We start from the raw sequence: 15045 nt of genomic DNA on the forward strand, positions 1-15045 counted from the left end.
GGTCCGCACCCCATCGATGAGGGGGTGCGGACCCGCGCCGTTCCCGTGCGTCCGGGAGTGCGTCAGGGAATGCGCGGAACCAGGCGCTCCGGGCCGTGCGCGAGCTCGCCCCGGAGGGCTTTCTGCAGCTTCAGGTCCTGGGGCGTCAGCTGCTCCGGCCCGCCCCGGGGCGGGACGCCGCCCACCCGCTGGGCGGGTGACAACGGCTGCTCGTACCGGGTCGGAGCGGTGTGCAGGGTGAAGGCCGTCGCGCTGACGAGCAGTACGCCGAAGCAGAGCGCCGCCCGGGTCCAGAGCTCCGCGATGCGCTCGCTGCCCGCCCGCACCGTCGGGGCCGGCGGAGGCGCGGGCACCTCCTCGGCGAGGGCGAGTGCGCTCAGTCGCCCGTGGAGATCCGGGCCCCCCTCGCCCGCGTCCGCGGGTTCCGGCGGATCGGCCAGCTGTTCGACGACAGCCGCCCGCGCGTGCACCAGCCGGTTCGCCGCGGCACGGGTGCTCGCCTCCGTCTCGGCGGCCGTCTCCGGCAGCCCCAGCCCCACGCCGTCGTGGAGCAGCAGCGTGCGACGGTACGAGGGGGGCAGGCCGAGCAGCGCGTCGAGCAGCGCCCGCCGTGCCGGGTCCTCGGGCAGCGAGTCGGCCCGGCGGTGGGCGCGGCGAAGCCGGTGCCAGGGCGACATCGCGTACTCGTACGCCGCCGCCCGTGCCCAGCCCGCCGGATCGCGGTCCCTGGCCACCTCCGGCCAGCGCTGCCACACGATCCTGAACGCGTGCTCGACCGCTTCCCGGGAGAGTCCCCTACGACCCGTCAGCAGATACATCTGGCGGGTGAGTCCGGGGGCCGCGTGGTCGTACAGCGCGTCGAACGCCTTCTGGGCCGTCAGGCCCTCCCGGGGCTGCGGGAGCGTCCCGTGTCCGTCCTGCCCGGGCGGCGCGGGGGCAGGGGCCTCCCGGGCGGGCGTGCCCTCGGCGGGTGCGGGGGTGCCGGGCGCCGACGGGCTGCCGGGCGCGGTCCGGGTGGCGGGGCTGGTGCCGGGCTCGGTCGGGGACATCGTGCTGCTCCCGGTGGCTTCGACGGAGAGGTGCGGCGCAGGACGGTCCTCGGCGCAGCCGATCAGCCTGGCGTAGGCCTTGCGGCGGCGGCGCCCCCGCGGGCCGGCGGCGCCTGTTTCCCAGGCGCGGACGTCAGCGGGCGTGACGCCCACGGCCGTCGCGACCTGTTCCTCACTCAGTGCCCTGGCCTCGCGCAGCCTGCGGCGCTCCACGGGGGAGGGCAACGGGTCGGCGGGGACGGGACCGGTGGTGCTCCGTGTCATGCCCGGCCTCCGTCCCTGGTGGCACTGCACTGGGTGAAAAAGTACATAAACGTATATTGGGCGACACAGCGGCCATTCGCCCGTTACACGAAATAAGCGCGTGTCGTTGGCAGCATGGCCGTGTGACCCAAGTGACCGAGTGCAGCCCGATGTTGCCTGCCGAGCGGAGCAGGTCCGCCGCTCTGGCCTCCGCCTTCGTGCGCGGAGTCCTCGCGGCGGGGCTCGGCCTCGGCTCGCTGGCCGTCCTGGTCACGGTGCTGTGGATCAGCTCCCCGTACCCGGACAGCGGGCCGGGTGAGGCCCTCCACGTGGCGACCGGGCTCTGGCTGCTCGCCCACGGGGCGGAGCTCGTCAGGGCCGACACCGTGGGAGGACACCCCGCACCCGTGGCGACCGTTCCGCTGCTGCTCGGTGTGCTGCCCGTGTGGCTGGTGCACCGGGCCGCCCGTGAGTCCGCCGAGCCCGTCGGGAAGGGTGAGAGGAGCCACTCGGCGGCCGGGGCGTTCTGCGCGGTGAGCGCCGGCTACCTGCTGGTGGTGCTGGCCGCGTCCGCGTACGCGCGTGGAGGCGCGCTGCCCGCCGACCGGGCCTCGATCGCCTTTCCGCTCGCCGCCGTGGTGACCGGCGCGGCCGCCGCGGGGGTGTGGGCGGGGCGCGGGCGTCCGCTGACCCCGCTGCTGGTGTGGGCGCCGTTGAGACTTCAGGAGGCGGCTGCCCGGTCCCGCTTCCGCTCCGGGGCCGGTGTGGCGCTGCGGTCTGCCGCCGCCGGTGTCCTGACGCTGCTCGGTGGCGGTGCGCTGCTCGTCGCGGTGGCCCTGGTGTGGCATTCGGGAGCGGCGCGGGAGTCGTTCCTCGGGCTGTCGGGCGACTGGGCGGGCCGGGTCTCCGTGCTCCTGCTGGCGACGGCGCTCGTACCGAACGCGGCCATGTGGGGCGCGGCCTACGGCCTCGGGCCGGGATTCGCGCTCGGCACGGCCTCCCTGGCCACCCCGCTCGCCTTCACCGGGCCGCCGGCGCTGCCGGACTTCCCGCTGCTGGCCGCGGTGCCGTCCCACGGCCCGGGCACGGCGGCGAACTGGGCGGCGGCCGCGGTGCCGGTCGTGGCCGGTCTGGCGGTGGCCCGGTTCGTCGCACGGGGTGCGGCCCCGGTGCCCGGGGCGCGCGAGGGGGCGTGGGGACAGGGGGCGACGGCCTTGGTGGCCGGAGTCGCGGCCGTCGGCTGCGGGGCGGGCGCGGCAGCGCTGGCGGCGGCTTCCGGCGGCCCGCTGGGCACCAGGGCGCTCGCGGAATTCGGCCCCGTCTGGTGGCTGGTGGGTCCGGCAGCCCTCGCGTGGGCGGCTCTCGTCGGCGTACCGGTGGCGCTGCTGCTCAGGGCGTGGCGGCTGAGGGAGCGGCGCTGGGGGTGGCGATGGGACGCGGTGAAGGGGGAGGCGCGGACCGCGGAGACGGAGCAGAAACCGGATCAGAAGCCGGGGCCGGACACGGAGAAGGGGTCCGGGAGTGCGGGCGGCGACGCGGAGCCGTACGACTTCCTGTCGGCCGGCCCCTGGCACGAGGACGGTGCGAGGCGGACCCGCTGGGCCGCGCTGAAGAAGAACTCGGGCGGGTTGATGGCGGCCTTCCCCGCGGCCCCGGAGCCCGTACAGGCACCGCCGCCTTCTCCGGAGCCCGGGCCTTCTCCGGAGAACGTTCCTGTCTCCGTGCCCGCTGCGGAGCCTGTGCCTGACCCGGAGCCCGGGCCTTCTCCGGAGAACGTTCCTGTCTCCGTGCCCGCTGCGGAGCCTGTGCCTGACCCGGAGCCTGCGCCCGCCCCGGAGCCTGTCTCCGCCTCCGCCGAAGTGCCTGCCCCGGAACCGGCACCCGCTTCCGGTGAAGTGCCCGTCCCGGAGCCCGTACCCGAGCCCGCTTCGGCGCCCGCGGACGTGCCGACATCGGCAGCCGAGTCCGGCCCCCTGCCCGATACGACGTCCGGCCGGGTTCCGGAGGCCCAGAGGCACTCGGAACCCGGCCGGGAAGGCACCGCGTAGCGAGCGTTCCGGTGGTGCCGGTGGGCTACTTCTTCACGCCGAAGAAGGGCTCCAGCGGGTCGGGCAGCTTTTCGTTGCAGGCGAGCGCGCCGGACTTGGTGAGCGCGTCGTTCACGCAGGTGTAGTAGTCGCGGTAGACCAGCTGGACCGTGTAGCCGGTGGCCACGATCGCCAGGGCCAGCAGCGCCGTCACCAGGCCGCTCACGGCCGCTGTCGTCTGCTGCCGGCTGCTGATCTGCGCGGCGCCCGGGGCCGCTCCGGGGGGCGTGCCCGGCGGCGGGGGAGTGGTCGTCCGGTCGGGTGTGCCCGCCGCCGCGGGCGATCCGGTGCCGGACGCCTGAGGCTTGCGCGGGCCGCCGCGGAGGGCGCTGATCGACCAGTACACGGAGAGGGCGCCGAGCAGCATCGCGATCTCGGGGAAGTCGAAGAGGGCGAAGAAGAACGCCCACATGCCGCCGAGGACCGCGTAGCGGGCGCGCCGCTGGGCGGGGTCGGTCGGGTCCCAGCGCAGCCCGCCGGGATTGCCCTCGGGCCCGCCGCTCTGGCCGCCCGGGCCACCGGTCCCGGCCGGACGGCCGCCGAAGCCGCCGCCCTGACGGCCGGGCTGCTGATCACTCCACTGACTGCCCCAGACCGGGCGGTCGTCGGACTGTCCCTCGCCGCTGTCACCGCTCCCGCCGTTGTTCTGGTTCCCCGGCGCGTGGGAAGGGTGGCGGGGCTGCCAGGGCTGGTCGGGACGGTCCTCGGGCGGGGCCGCGAACGGATTGTCGTCGGACGACCCGGAGGAGGAGCCGGACGACCCGGACGAGGAGCCGGAAGATCCGGACGAGGAGCCTGATCCCGAAGGGGAACCCGAGCCCGACGAGGAGTCCGGTGATGAGGACTGGCGTTCCCGCATCAGCGTGGATGCCCGCTCGGGCAGTGGGTGGCCAAGGGCGGTGCGGAGGCGGTCCGGCATGTGGTGAACGTCTTCCCCATCTCGTCATTTCCGCCCGGGGGCGGTTCCCTGTCCCCTGACGCTACCTCCCGGTCACGCCCCCGTCCCGTGGGGGCCGCCGGGTGTGCCGGTATCGTTGCTGACGGTCGGACCGTTCGTAGAGTTCCCCGTATCCCGGAGCGAGCTTCTTTCGTACGACCATACAAACGCACCTCCTGTACATCGCGTACCGGCTTCATCACGCGAGAAAGGGCCCTGTTGTGGCCTCGCCGCCCCCCTCCGCCGCTCCGGCCCGTGTGGTCGTGCTCGTCTCCGGCTCAGGCACGAACCTCCAGGCACTCCTCGACGCGATCGGCGACGACCCCGAGGGCTACGGCGCCCGGATCGTCGCGGTCGGCGCGGACCGCTACGGCACCGTCGGCATCGAGCGCGCGGAGCGCGCCGGGCTCCCCACCTTCGTCCGCAAGCTCGGCGAGTACGCGAGCCGTGACGCCTGGGACGAGGCCCTGACCGCGGCCGTGGCGGAGCACCGCCCGGACCTCGTGGTCTCGGCGGGGTTCATGAAGATCGTGGGAAAGGGCTTCCTCGCCGAGTTCGGCGGCCGCGTCGTCAACACCCACCCCGCCCTGCTCCCCAGCTTTCCCGGTGCCCACGGCGTCCGCGACGCGCTCGCGTACGGCGTGAAGGTCACCGGGTGCACCGTCCACTTCGTCGACGACGGCGTCGACACCGGTCCGATCATCGCGCAGGGCGTGGTCGAGGTGACCGAAGAGGAAACGGTGGAGGGCGAAGCCGCCCTCCACGAACGCATCAAGGAAGTCGAGCGCAAGCTGCTCGTCGAGGCCGTGGGGCGGCTCGCCCGCGACGGCTATCGCATTGAGGGACGAAAGGTTCATCTCGGTCATGTCGGTGAATAAGCCCATCCGCCGCGCCCTGGTCAGTGTCTACGACAAGACAGGGCTCGAAGACCTCGCCCGCGGTCTGCACGAGGCGGGTGTCGAGCTGGTGTCCACCGGCTCCACCGCCGGGAAGATCGCAGCCGCCGGAGTGCCGGTCACCAAGGTCGAGGAGCTCACCGGCTTCCCCGAGTGCCTCGACGGCCGTGTCAAGACGCTGCACCCCCGTGTGCACGCCGGCATCCTCGCCGACCTGCGCCTGGACGCCCACCGCGAGCAGCTCGCCGAGCTCGGCGTCGAGCCGTTCGACCTCGTGGTCGTCAACCTGTACCCGTTCAAGGCCACCGTCGCCTCCGGCGCGTCCGACGACGAGTGCGTGGAGCAGATCGACATCGGCGGTCCGTCGATGGTCCGCGCCGCCGCCAAGAACCACCCGTCCGTGGCGGTCGTCACCAGCCCGGAGCGCTACGCCGACGTCCTCGCCGCGGTCAAGGAGGGCGGCTTCGACCTGACCGCCCGCAAGCGGCTCGCCGCCGAGGCCTTCCAGCACACCGCCGCGTACGACGTGGCCGTAGCCTCCTGGTTCGCCGACGGCTACGCGGCCGCCGACGACTCGGGCTTCCCGGACTTCTCCGGTGCGACGTACGCGCGCAAGAACGTCCTGCGCTACGGCGAGAACCCGCACCAGCCCGCGGCGCTCTACACCTCCGGCGAGGGCGGCCTCGCCGAGGCCGAGCAGCTGCACGGCAAGGAGATGTCCTACAACAACTACACGGACACCGACGCCGCGCGCCGTGCCGCCTACGACCACGCCGAGCCGTGCGTCGCGATCATCAAGCACGCCAACCCGTGCGGCATCGCCATCGCGGACGATGTCGCGACGGCGCACCGCAACGCGCACGCCTGCGACCCGCTGTCCGCGTTCGGCGGCGTCATCGCCGTCAACCGTCCGGTGACCGTCGCGATGGCCGAGCAGGTCGCGGAGATCTTCACCGAGGTCATCGTCGCCCCGTCGTACGAGGACGGCGCGGTCGAGGTCCTCGCCCGCAAGAAGAACATCCGCGTCCTGCGCTGCCCCGACGCCCCGGCCTCCACGGTCGAGGTCAAGCCGATCGACGGCGGGGCGCTCCTCCAGGTCACCGACCGGCTCCAGGCCGACGGCGACGACCCGGCCAACTGGACCCTCGCCACCGGTGAGGCGCTCTCCGCGGACGAGCTCAGGGAGCTCGAGTTCGCGTGGAAGGCCTGCCGTGCGGTCAAGTCCAACGCCATCCTGCTCGCCAAGGACGGCGCCTCGGTCGGCGTGGGCATGGGCCAGGTCAACCGCGTCGACTCCGCGAAGCTCGCCGTCGAGCGGGCCGGCGAGGAGCGTGCGCAGGGCTCGTACGCCGCCTCCGACGCGTTCTTCCCCTTCCCCGACGGCCTGGAGATCCTGACCGCCGCCGGCGTCAAGGCCGTCGCCCAGCCGGGGGGCTCCGTCCGTGACGAGCTCGTCGTCGAGGCCGCGAAGAAGGCGGGCGTGACCATGTACTTCACGGGCACGCGCCACTTCTTCCACTGACAGCCAGGTCGTAGCACCGCCGCAGGCCGCACCCGACCCGGTGCGGCCTGCGGCGCGTCCGGGTGCGGCCCGCGGCCCGTCCCGGCGTACAAAGACGGGTCGTTCCTCTGTTCTAATGGTTGGCCTTGTCGGGGCTGTAGCGAGCGGTACCGGTGCGACCGGCAGTGACCAGTGTGGGATTCCGTTGCGGGGGCACCGTGCTCGACCTGAACCAGAGTGAGACCGACGTGCCCGGGGAGCAGGCGCCCGGCCCGGCCGGAGGCACGCCGCACCCGGCACCCCTGCGCCCGTACCTGATCGCTGCCGCGGTCCTGTGCGCGCTCTACTTCCTCTACGGGTACCTGCGGTTCAGCCACTTCCAGTCGCCCTCCTGGGACCTGGGTATCTTCGAGCAGGAGGTGCGGGCGTACGCCGGGTTCGACGCCCCGGTCGTCGACATCAAGGGTCCGGGCTTCCTGATACTCGGCGACCACTTCAGCCCCGTGGTGGCGCTCCTCGTCCCGCTCTACTGGATCTGGCCGTCCGCCCTCGCGCTGCTGTTCGCCCAGGCCGCGCTGTTCGCCGCCTCCGCGGTCGTCGTCGGGCGCACCGTCCAGCAGATGCTGGGAGGGCGCTCCGGCCTCTGCGTCACCGTCGCGTACGGACTGTCCTGGGGGCTCCAGGAAGCGGTGAAGGCCGACTTCCACGAGATAGCCCTCGCCGTCCCGCTGCTGGCCCTGGTCTGCCGGGCCCTTCTCATGGAGCGCTGGCGGGCGGTCGTCCTGTGGTCGCTGCCGCTCGTCCTGGTCAAGGAGGACCTGGGGGTCACCGTCGCCGTGGTCGGCGGACTCCTCGCCCTGTACGGACGGCGGCTCCAGGGATTCCTGCTGGCGGCCTTCGGCGTCGTCGCGTTCGCCCTGACCGTTCTCGTGCTCATACCGGCGGCCAGCAGCGCGGGGCAGTACGACTACTGGAAGAAGATCGAGGAGAACGGTGGGCAGCAGGTCTCCCTGCTCGACTCCGTCCTCGGCGTGTTCAACTCCTCCGTCAAGCTGGAGATGCTGGTCTTCCTGGTCGGCATCACCGCCTTCATGGCGCTGCGCTCGCCGCTGATCCTGCTCGTCGTGCCCACGCTCGGCTGGCGCCTGCTGTCCCAGGACTCCAATCACTGGGGCATGGTCTGGCACTACAGCGCGATCCTGATGCCCGTGGTCTTCCTGGCGATGGCCGACGGCATCCGCCGCAGCCGGGGTTCGAAGCGGCCCTGGCTCGTCTCCTACGCGAACGTCGCCGTCCCGATGGCCGCGGCGATCGCCGTCGCCCTCACCCAGCACCTGCCCCTCCGCGACCTGCTGCGCCCGGAGACGTACCGCTCCGACGCCCGCACCCACGCCGCCGAGCAGGCGCTGGAGGCCATCCCGGTGGGCGCGCGGGTCGAGACGGACATCACGCTGATGGCGCACCTGACCGGCGACCGCACGGTCTACTGGGTCGGGGGTGCCCCCGGCACCGCACCCGACGTCGTCGCGATCAACCTGGACTTCGGCTGGTCGCGGCCGATCGACGACCCGGTGAAGTACGCCGAGCAGCTGCATCCGGAGGCGCGGTACCGGGTCACCCGGGAGGCGGGCTCGTTCGTCGTCATGGAGCGGACCACGCCGGCGCCCCGGAACGGCTGAAGGCCGCACACCCGCGGATGAGCGGGTGTCGCGGCCTTCACGCGCGAGTGCGCAGGGACGTCAGTACTACGGCTGCTGCTGGCGGTTGAACCACGCGCCGCCGTCGGACTTCGCCACGAAGACGACGACCAGGATCGCGAGAACCGTGTGGACGAGGCCCATCACGACGAAGGGGTAGATGCCGAGGATCGCGGTGATCACGCCGAAGACGATGGCGGTGATGCGGATTCCGTTGCCGCCCTTGCCGAACTTGGCGCCGAGGAAGACGGCGAGGACGCCCCAGAGCACGGCGAAGACGACGATGCCCCAGAGTGCGGCGCCCGAGTAGTCGGCGAGCTGCTGGAACTGGACGTCGTCCTTCAGCGTCGGGTCCTCCTTGGCCGCGCTCACGGCCGCCGCGGCGAGAGCGACGAAGATCGCGCCGATGACCTGGAGACCGGCTATCACGAAGAGCATGACGCGGGCGGCCTTCACGCCGCCGGGCATCTCGGTGGGGCCGCCCGGGTAGCCGTAGCCGCCCTGGACCGGCGGTGCCTGCGGGTATCCGTAGCCCTGCTGGGGAACACCCTGGGGGGCCTGCTGGGGGTAGCCGTAGCCCGGCTGCTGCCCGCCCGGCTGCCCGCCGCCCTGCTGCTGGCCGTAAGGGTTGTTGGGGTCGCCGAAGCTCATGGCGAGATTCCTCCGTTGTGAATATGCGGGGACGATGCGGCCCGGGCGGAGGAATCGTGTGCAATCTGAACGGTGGTCCCCCCGACACTGTCCGCAGTGATGCGGGCCTTATCGTCGTCGTGACATCCGCGTTTTGTCCAGCTGATTGCCGAATGCGTTGTGCAAGTGCAATCTCGTGTCCACGTGGCAGACCAGGATTGGTACGCGGGCGGGGTCATCCGCGAGGATGGGTGCCATGACTGCCCAGATTCTCGATGGCAAGGCCACCGCAGCTGCGATCAAGTCCGATCTGACCGTCCGCGTGGCGGCCCTCAAGGCACAGGGCATCACACCCGGCCTGGGGACCCTGCTCGTCGGCGACGATCCGGGCAGCCGCTGGTACGTGAACGGCAAGCACCGTGACTGTGCCCAGGTCGGCATGGGCTCCATCCAGCGCGAACTCCCCGACACCGCCACCCAGGAGGAGATCGAGGAGGTCGTACGGGAGCTCAACGCCAACCCGGAGTGCACGGGCTACATCGTGCAGCTCCCCCTCCCCAAGGGGATCGACACCAACCGCATCCTGGAGCTGATGGACCCGGCGAAGGACGCGGACGGGCTGCACCCCATGAGCCTGGGCAAGCTCGTGCTGAACGAGACCGGCCCTCTCCCCTGCACCCCGCAGGGTGTCGTCACCCTGCTCCGCCGGCACGGCGTGGAGATCAACGGCGCCCACGTGGTCGTGGTCGGCCGAGGCGTCACCATCGGCCGCCCCCTCCCGCTGCTGCTGACGCGCAGGTCCGAGAACGCCACCGTCACCCAGTGCCACACCGGCACCCGTGACCTCTCGGCGCACCTCAGGCAGGCCGACATCATCGTCGCGGCCGCCGGTGTGCCCCACCTGATCAAGCCCGAGGACGTCAAGCCGGGCGCCGCCGTCCTCGACGTCGGCGTCAGCCGCGACGAGAACGGCAAGATCGTCGGCGACGTCCACCCCGGTGTCGCCGAGGTGGCCGCCTGGGTCGCCCCGAATCCGGGCGGCGTCGGCCCCATGACCCGTGCCCAGCTCCTCGTCAACGTGGTCGAGGCGGCCGAACGCGCTGCCGCCGAGGCCTCCGCCACGTCCGCCGGCTGACCCGGACCTGAGGAGCGTCATGGGTGCTGGTACGAGTCCGGCGGACGGTACGCACGCGGACGGGCCGGCCGCGGAGGCGGGCAGCCGCGAGGAGGACCGGGTGTCCGAGGGGGCCGGGGAGGCCGTCGCGGCACAGGAGCCCGGGGCGGCCGGGACCTCCGGGGAACCCGTCGCCGCGGCAGAAGGAACCGCAGCGGAAGGAACCGAGGCGGAAGGAACCGCGGCGGAAGGGGCCGCGGCGGAAGGGGCCGCGGCGGAAGCCGAGGGCGGCGGCTCGACCTGGGCGCCCCCGCGCCGTTTCTCGCTGACCCGCGACACCGCCCGCCCCGAGGGCGGCGGCCGGGCGGCACCGGGGGACGCGCCCGCCCCCGCGCGGCAGTGGCCGTTGCTCTCGGTGCTCTGCACCGCCGGGATCGGGCTGCTGATCGTGGGGACCAACGCCTTCGACCAGGCGTTCAGGATCGGAGCGATGCTGATGGGCATCGCCCTGCTCGCCGGGGCGGTGCTGCGCTGGGTGGTCCCCTCCGTCGGCATGCTCGCCGTGCGCTCCCGGTTCACCGACCTGGTCACGTACGGGCTGATGGGCACGCTGATCGTGCTGCTCGCGCTGATGGCGCAGCCCAGCCCGTGGCTGCAGGTGCCGATCCTGCAGGACGTGGTCCACTTCACGATCCGCTAGGGCTCCCCGGCCCTGCCGCTCCGTGAGCGAAGGGTGTCCGTCCCCTCCCCCGAGAAGGGACGGACCCCGGACCGGGTGCCGGTTCAAGAAGCACCGGAACGCGGTGACTTGAGCGGCCTTGCCCTGTCCTGACTCAAGCGTCATGGACATGAGGTGTCGGGTACAAGGGGCGCCTGGTGCCTGTGGCACGGAGGTGACCATTCCGCCACGCCGTGATCGTCACCCAACGGCAGGAAGCCGGCTCGGTACGTCCTACGGCGTACGACGGAGCCCGCGCTCCTCCCTCATGCACCCGTGCGCCTCTTCGTCCGGAACCGGCATCCTGGGTCCGTGCATCCTTCTGGGGGATCGGAGCGCGTTGACGGCCGCTTCGGCAGCAGGGGGAAGGGCGTGCCGGGGGCGGGGGTGCGCCGGGGTCGTCCGGGGGACTCGACTGGGGGGAAGCAATGCCTCGTTGGAAGGCGCTACCGCAAGAACTCGATCCGCAGATGCGGGAGTTCGCGGGGCAGTTACGCGGACTGGTGGACCGCACCGGCCTGAGCCTGGCCGCGGTCGCCGACCGCACCGGCTACAGCAAGACGTCGTGGGAGCGTTACCTCAACGGCAGGCTGCTCGCCCCCAAAGGAGCGATCGTGGCGCTCGCCGAGGTGACGGACACTCCGCAGCACCACCTGACGACCATGTGGGAGCTGGCCGAGCGGGCCTGGAGCCGCTCCGAGATGCGCCACGACATGACGATGGAGGCCATCAGGATCTCCCAGGCGCGTGCGGCGCTCGGCGAGGCGGGCGTGGCCGCGGCCCCCGCCGCGGGCAGGCGTGCGGGCGGCGGTACGGGAGTCTCCACCGCCGCTGCTCCCGGGGGAGAGGGGCAAGGCATCGCACGTACGCCCTCCGTGCCCGTCCAGCGCGGCACGGTGCCGCGGATCCCGCAGCAGCCACAGCCGGGCCGGGCGCCGGATGCCCACGGAAACCCGACCCCCGCGGACGGCGGCCGGGCAGAGCGGCAGGGCAGCGGCCGCGGCCGGAAGACCCTGTTCCTCGCCGGGGCTGTGGGCGCGCTCCTGCTGATGGCCGGGGCCGTGCTGGTCACGGACCCGGGCGGGGACGACGGCGCCGGTGCGGTGGCGGCGTCCCCGCCCGCGGAGCCCGCCACCAGCGCACCGCGACTCCCCGCCGGGGTCGGGTGCAGCGGCGCCGACTGCGCCGGGCAGGACCCGGAAGCCATGGGCTGCGGCGGCCGGTTCGCCGGCACCGTCGCCAGGGCCACGGTCGGTGGCGGTCTCGTAGAGGTCCGCTACAGCAGGACCTGCGGGGCCGCGTGGGCCCGTATCGTCCAGGCGTCGCCGGGGGACACCGTCCGGATCACCGCCGGTTCGTCCGAGCAGGACGGCACCGTGGACGCCGGCGCCGACGCGGACGCCTACACCCCGATGGTCGCCGTGAAGAAGGCCTCCGACGCCGAGGCCTGCGCCACCCTCGCCTCCGGAGCGACCGGCTGCACCACCCCGGAGTGACGCGACGGGGCTGCTGCGCTGCGTAATCGACTGTGTGCGGTCCCACAGGGGGGCGGGCGGCCGGGGGGACGAGGGTCGGATAGCCTGACCGCTGGATATCTCTTCACGTCAAGATTCAGAGGTATCCAGCATCAGGGGCAGGGACCCCCACCGCCAGCTGTCTAACGGAGATCGCCATGACCCGCACTCCCGTGAATGTCACCGTGACCGGCGCAGCCGGCCAGATCGGCTACGCGCTGCTCTTCCGCATCGCCTCCGGCCACCTGCTCGGCCCGGATGTGCCGGTCAACCTGCGACTCCTCGAGATCCCGCAGGGCCTGAAGGCCGCCGAGGGCACCGCCATGGAGCTCGACGACTGCGCCTTCCCGCTGCTGCGCAACATCGAGATCACGGACGACGCCAACGTCGGCTTCGCCGGCGCCAACGTCGCCCTCCTGGTCGGCGCCCGCCCGCGCACCAAGGGCATGGAGCGCGGCGACCTGCTGTCCGCCAACGGCGGCATCTTCAAGCCGCAGGGCAAGGCCATCAACGACAACGCCGCGGACGACATCAAGGTCCTCGTCGTCGGCAACCCGGCCAACACCAACGCCCTCATCGCCCAGGCCGCCGCCCCGGACGTACCGGCCGAGCGCTTCACCGCGATGACCCGCCTGGACCACAACCGCGCGATCTCGCAGCTGGCCGCCAGGACCGGTGCCGCCGTCTCCGACATCAAGCGGCTGACGATCTGGGGTAACCACTCGGCGACCCAGTACCCGGACATCTTCCACGCGGAGATCGCCGGCAAGAACGCCGCCGAGGTCGTCAACGACGAGGCATGGCTGGCCGACACCTTCATCCCGACCGTCGCCAAGCGCGGCGCCGCGATCATCGAGGCCCGTGGCGCGTCCTCGGCCGCCTCGGCCGCCAACGCCGCCATCGACCACGTGCACACCTGGGTCAACGGCACCGCCGAGGGCGACTGGACCTCGATGGGTATCCCGTCGGACGGCTCCTACGGCGTGCCCGAGGGCATCATCTCCTCCTTCCCGGTCACCACGAAGGACGGAAAGTTCGAGATCGTCCAGGGCCTGGACATCAACGAGTTCTCCCGTGCGCGCATCGACGCGTCGGTGAAGGAGCTCACCGAGGAGCGCGACGCGGTCCGCGAGCTCGGCCTGATCTGACCGGAGTCCGGCCACCGGCCGGCCCCGTAGCCGTACGAGGGCGCCCCCCGCAGCCACCTGCTGCGGGGGGCGCCCTGCGTGCGCTCAGTGACCGAGCAGCCGGTCCGCGAGGCCTCGCACGGCTTCAGCGGACCTGCGCTGCAGCTGGGGACCGAAGGTGATCCGTGCCGCGCCCAGCTCGCCGAGCCGCCGGGTGGCGGACGGGCCCTCGGGCGTGCCGAGGGCGTTGAGCGGGACCGGGACGGCGGCGGCCAGACCGGGAAGGGTGTCCGCCGGGGCCATGATCGGGTAGACGCAGTCCGCGCCTGCCTCGGCGTAGAGGCGGGCGCGGGCGATCGTCTCCGCGACCACGTCCGTGACGGCGGGGTCCCCGTGAATGTACGTATCGACGCGGGCGTTGACGAAGAGTCGCCCGCCCGCGGCGGCGCACACCGCTGTGAGCCGGTCGGCCTGCCGGTGCGGGTCGACGAGCACACCGTCGGCCGAGTCCTCCAGATTGCAGCCGACCGCTCCTGCCTCCAGGAGGCGTTCGACGAGCTCGTCCGGGGCCAGGCCGTAGCCGCCCTCGATGTCCGCCGAGACGGGGACGGACACGGCCCGGGCGATCCGGGCCACCGCCGCGAACATCTCGGCGGCGGGTGTCCGCCCGTCGTCGTAGCCGAGGGAGGCGGCGACACCCGCGCTCGGTGTGGCCAGCGCGGGGAATCCGGCGTCCTCGAACGCGCGGGCACTCGAGGCGTCCCACGGGCCGGGCAGGACGAGCGGATCGCCCGGGGGACGGTCGTGGTGCAGGGCGCGGAACACGGATGCGGGCTCGTTCATCAGGACTCCGGTGCGGAAGGGTGCGGGGCGGCACGGCCGGCGCGAGCAAGGCGTTCATCCTGCCCGCGCCCGGCGTCCCGGGTCCGGCGGCTCGCGCTCGGTGCCGCCGGTCCGGCGGCAGGGGCGGGCGGCCGGGGCTCAGTGCTTGATGTCGCCGGGCGTGTAGTGCCCCGGGGTCAGCCGGGCGGTCACGCCGAACCGGTTCCAGGCGTTGATCACCGTGATCGCGGCGATCAGCTGGGCGAGCTCGGCCTCCTCGAACTGCTTGGCGGCCCTCGCGTAGACCTCGTCGGGCACGAAACCGTCGGTGAGGACGGTCACCGCCTCCGTCAGCTGGATCGCCGCCAGCTCCTTCTCCGTGTAGAAGTGCTGCGACTCCTCCCAGGCGCTGAGCTGGATGATCCGCTCGACGGACTCGCCCGCCGCCAGGGCGTCCTTCGTGTGCATGTCCAGGCAGAAGGCGCAGTGGTTGAGCTGCGAGGCGCGGATCTTCACCAGTTCGAGCAGGGTCGGGTCGAGTCCCTTACGGGACGCGGCGTCCAGCCGGACCATGGCCTTGTAGACGTCGGGGGCGAGCTGGGCCCACTGCAGTCGGGCGGGGTGTTCGGGGGCGTTGGCGGTGGGCGTGTGATGCGTGTGCGTCGTCATGCACTCGACGCTAACGGCCGGGTGGCGCACCGGTATGGTCC

13 protein-coding genes are annotated in these 15045 nt (G+C 72.7%); 8 read left to right on the forward strand and 5 right to left on the reverse strand.

What is annotated here, in order from left to right; genetic code table 11:
- Positions 1-62: 62 nt before the first annotated feature.
- The gene (locus ACFUNE_RS36095) at positions 63-1313 is read right to left on the reverse strand and encodes a sigma factor-like helix-turn-helix DNA-binding protein (protein WP_383576959.1); all 1251 of its coding nucleotides are present in this window, start codon (positions 1311-1313) and stop codon (positions 63-65) included.
- A 149-nt stretch (positions 1314-1462) separates the two neighbouring features.
- Between ACFUNE_RS36095 and ACFUNE_RS36100 the strand changes: the two genes are divergently transcribed.
- The gene (locus ACFUNE_RS36100; RefSeq protein ID WP_383577080.1) at positions 1463-3340 is read left to right on the forward strand and encodes a DUF6350 family protein; all 1878 of its coding nucleotides are present in this window, start codon (positions 1463-1465) and stop codon (positions 3338-3340) included.
- A gap of 25 nt (positions 3341-3365) precedes the next feature.
- On the opposite strand, the gene ACFUNE_RS36105 is transcribed toward ACFUNE_RS36100, so the two are convergent.
- Positions 3366-4298, reverse strand: coding sequence for a hypothetical protein (locus ACFUNE_RS36105; RefSeq protein ID WP_383576961.1), 933 nt, complete (start codon positions 4296-4298; stop codon positions 3366-3368).
- Positions 4299-4537: 239 nt separating this feature from the next.
- Here ACFUNE_RS36105 and purN point away from each other — a divergent pair, with 239 nt between their 5' ends.
- From purN to ACFUNE_RS36120, 3 genes are all read left to right on the forward strand, one after another.
- Positions 4538-5194 (forward strand): phosphoribosylglycinamide formyltransferase, encoded by a 657-nt coding sequence (purN, locus tag ACFUNE_RS36110; protein WP_329232001.1) that lies wholly within the window; start codon positions 4538-4540, stop codon positions 5192-5194.
- Positions 5181-6734 carry a bifunctional phosphoribosylaminoimidazolecarboxamide formyltransferase/IMP cyclohydrolase gene (gene purH, locus ACFUNE_RS36115; protein ID WP_383576963.1) on the forward strand — a complete coding sequence of 518 codons (1554 nt, stop codon included), beginning with the start codon at positions 5181-5183 and terminating at the stop codon, positions 6732-6734. The genes purN and purH overlap by 14 nt, the downstream gene beginning before the upstream one ends.
- Before the next feature lie 197 nt (positions 6735-6931).
- Complete coding sequence (locus ACFUNE_RS36120; protein ID WP_383577082.1) at positions 6932-8392, forward strand: DUF2079 domain-containing protein; 1461 nt, start codon at positions 6932-6934, stop codon at positions 8390-8392.
- Positions 8393-8458: 66 nt separating this feature from the next.
- On the opposite strand, the gene ACFUNE_RS36125 is transcribed toward ACFUNE_RS36120, so the two are convergent.
- Positions 8459-9061 (reverse strand): hypothetical protein, encoded by a 603-nt coding sequence (locus ACFUNE_RS36125; protein ID WP_383576965.1) that lies wholly within the window; start codon positions 9059-9061, stop codon positions 8459-8461.
- A gap of 235 nt (positions 9062-9296) precedes the next feature.
- On the opposite strand from ACFUNE_RS36125, the gene ACFUNE_RS36130 reads away from it, so the two are divergent.
- The 4 genes from ACFUNE_RS36130 to ACFUNE_RS36145 all read left to right on the forward strand — a co-directional run bounded on the left by ACFUNE_RS36130 (position 9297) and on the right by ACFUNE_RS36145 (position 13534).
- On the forward strand, positions 9297-10175 hold the full coding sequence (locus ACFUNE_RS36130; protein ID WP_383576967.1) for a bifunctional methylenetetrahydrofolate dehydrogenase/methenyltetrahydrofolate cyclohydrolase: 879 nt from the start codon (positions 9297-9299) through the stop codon (positions 10173-10175).
- Positions 10176-10194: 19 nt separating this feature from the next.
- Entirely contained in the window at positions 10195-10854 is a 660-nt protein-coding gene (locus ACFUNE_RS36135; protein WP_383576969.1) for a DUF3017 domain-containing protein, read from the forward strand.
- 446 nt (positions 10855-11300) lie between these two features.
- Positions 11301-12368 carry a DUF2690 domain-containing protein gene (locus tag ACFUNE_RS36140; RefSeq protein WP_383576971.1) on the forward strand — a complete coding sequence of 356 codons (1068 nt, stop codon included), beginning with the start codon at positions 11301-11303 and terminating at the stop codon, positions 12366-12368.
- Positions 12369-12544: 176 nt separating this feature from the next.
- The gene (locus tag ACFUNE_RS36145; RefSeq protein WP_383576973.1) at positions 12545-13534 is read left to right on the forward strand and encodes a malate dehydrogenase; all 990 of its coding nucleotides are present in this window, start codon (positions 12545-12547) and stop codon (positions 13532-13534) included.
- Between the two features lie 84 nt (positions 13535-13618).
- Here ACFUNE_RS36145 and ACFUNE_RS36150 read toward each other — a convergent pair whose 3' ends face one another.
- Positions 13619-14356 carry an isocitrate lyase/phosphoenolpyruvate mutase family protein gene (locus ACFUNE_RS36150; protein WP_383576975.1) on the reverse strand — a complete coding sequence of 246 codons (738 nt, stop codon included), beginning with the start codon at positions 14354-14356 and terminating at the stop codon, positions 13619-13621.
- A 138-nt stretch (positions 14357-14494) separates the two neighbouring features.
- Positions 14495-15004 carry a carboxymuconolactone decarboxylase family protein gene (locus ACFUNE_RS36155; RefSeq protein ID WP_383576977.1) on the reverse strand — a complete coding sequence of 170 codons (510 nt, stop codon included), beginning with the start codon at positions 15002-15004 and terminating at the stop codon, positions 14495-14497.
- Positions 15005-15045: the final 41 nt, after the last annotated feature.

This window comes from Streptomyces sp. NPDC057287, from assembly GCF_042667905.1.
Classification (GTDB): Bacteria; Actinomycetota; Actinomycetes; order Streptomycetales; family Streptomycetaceae; genus Streptomyces.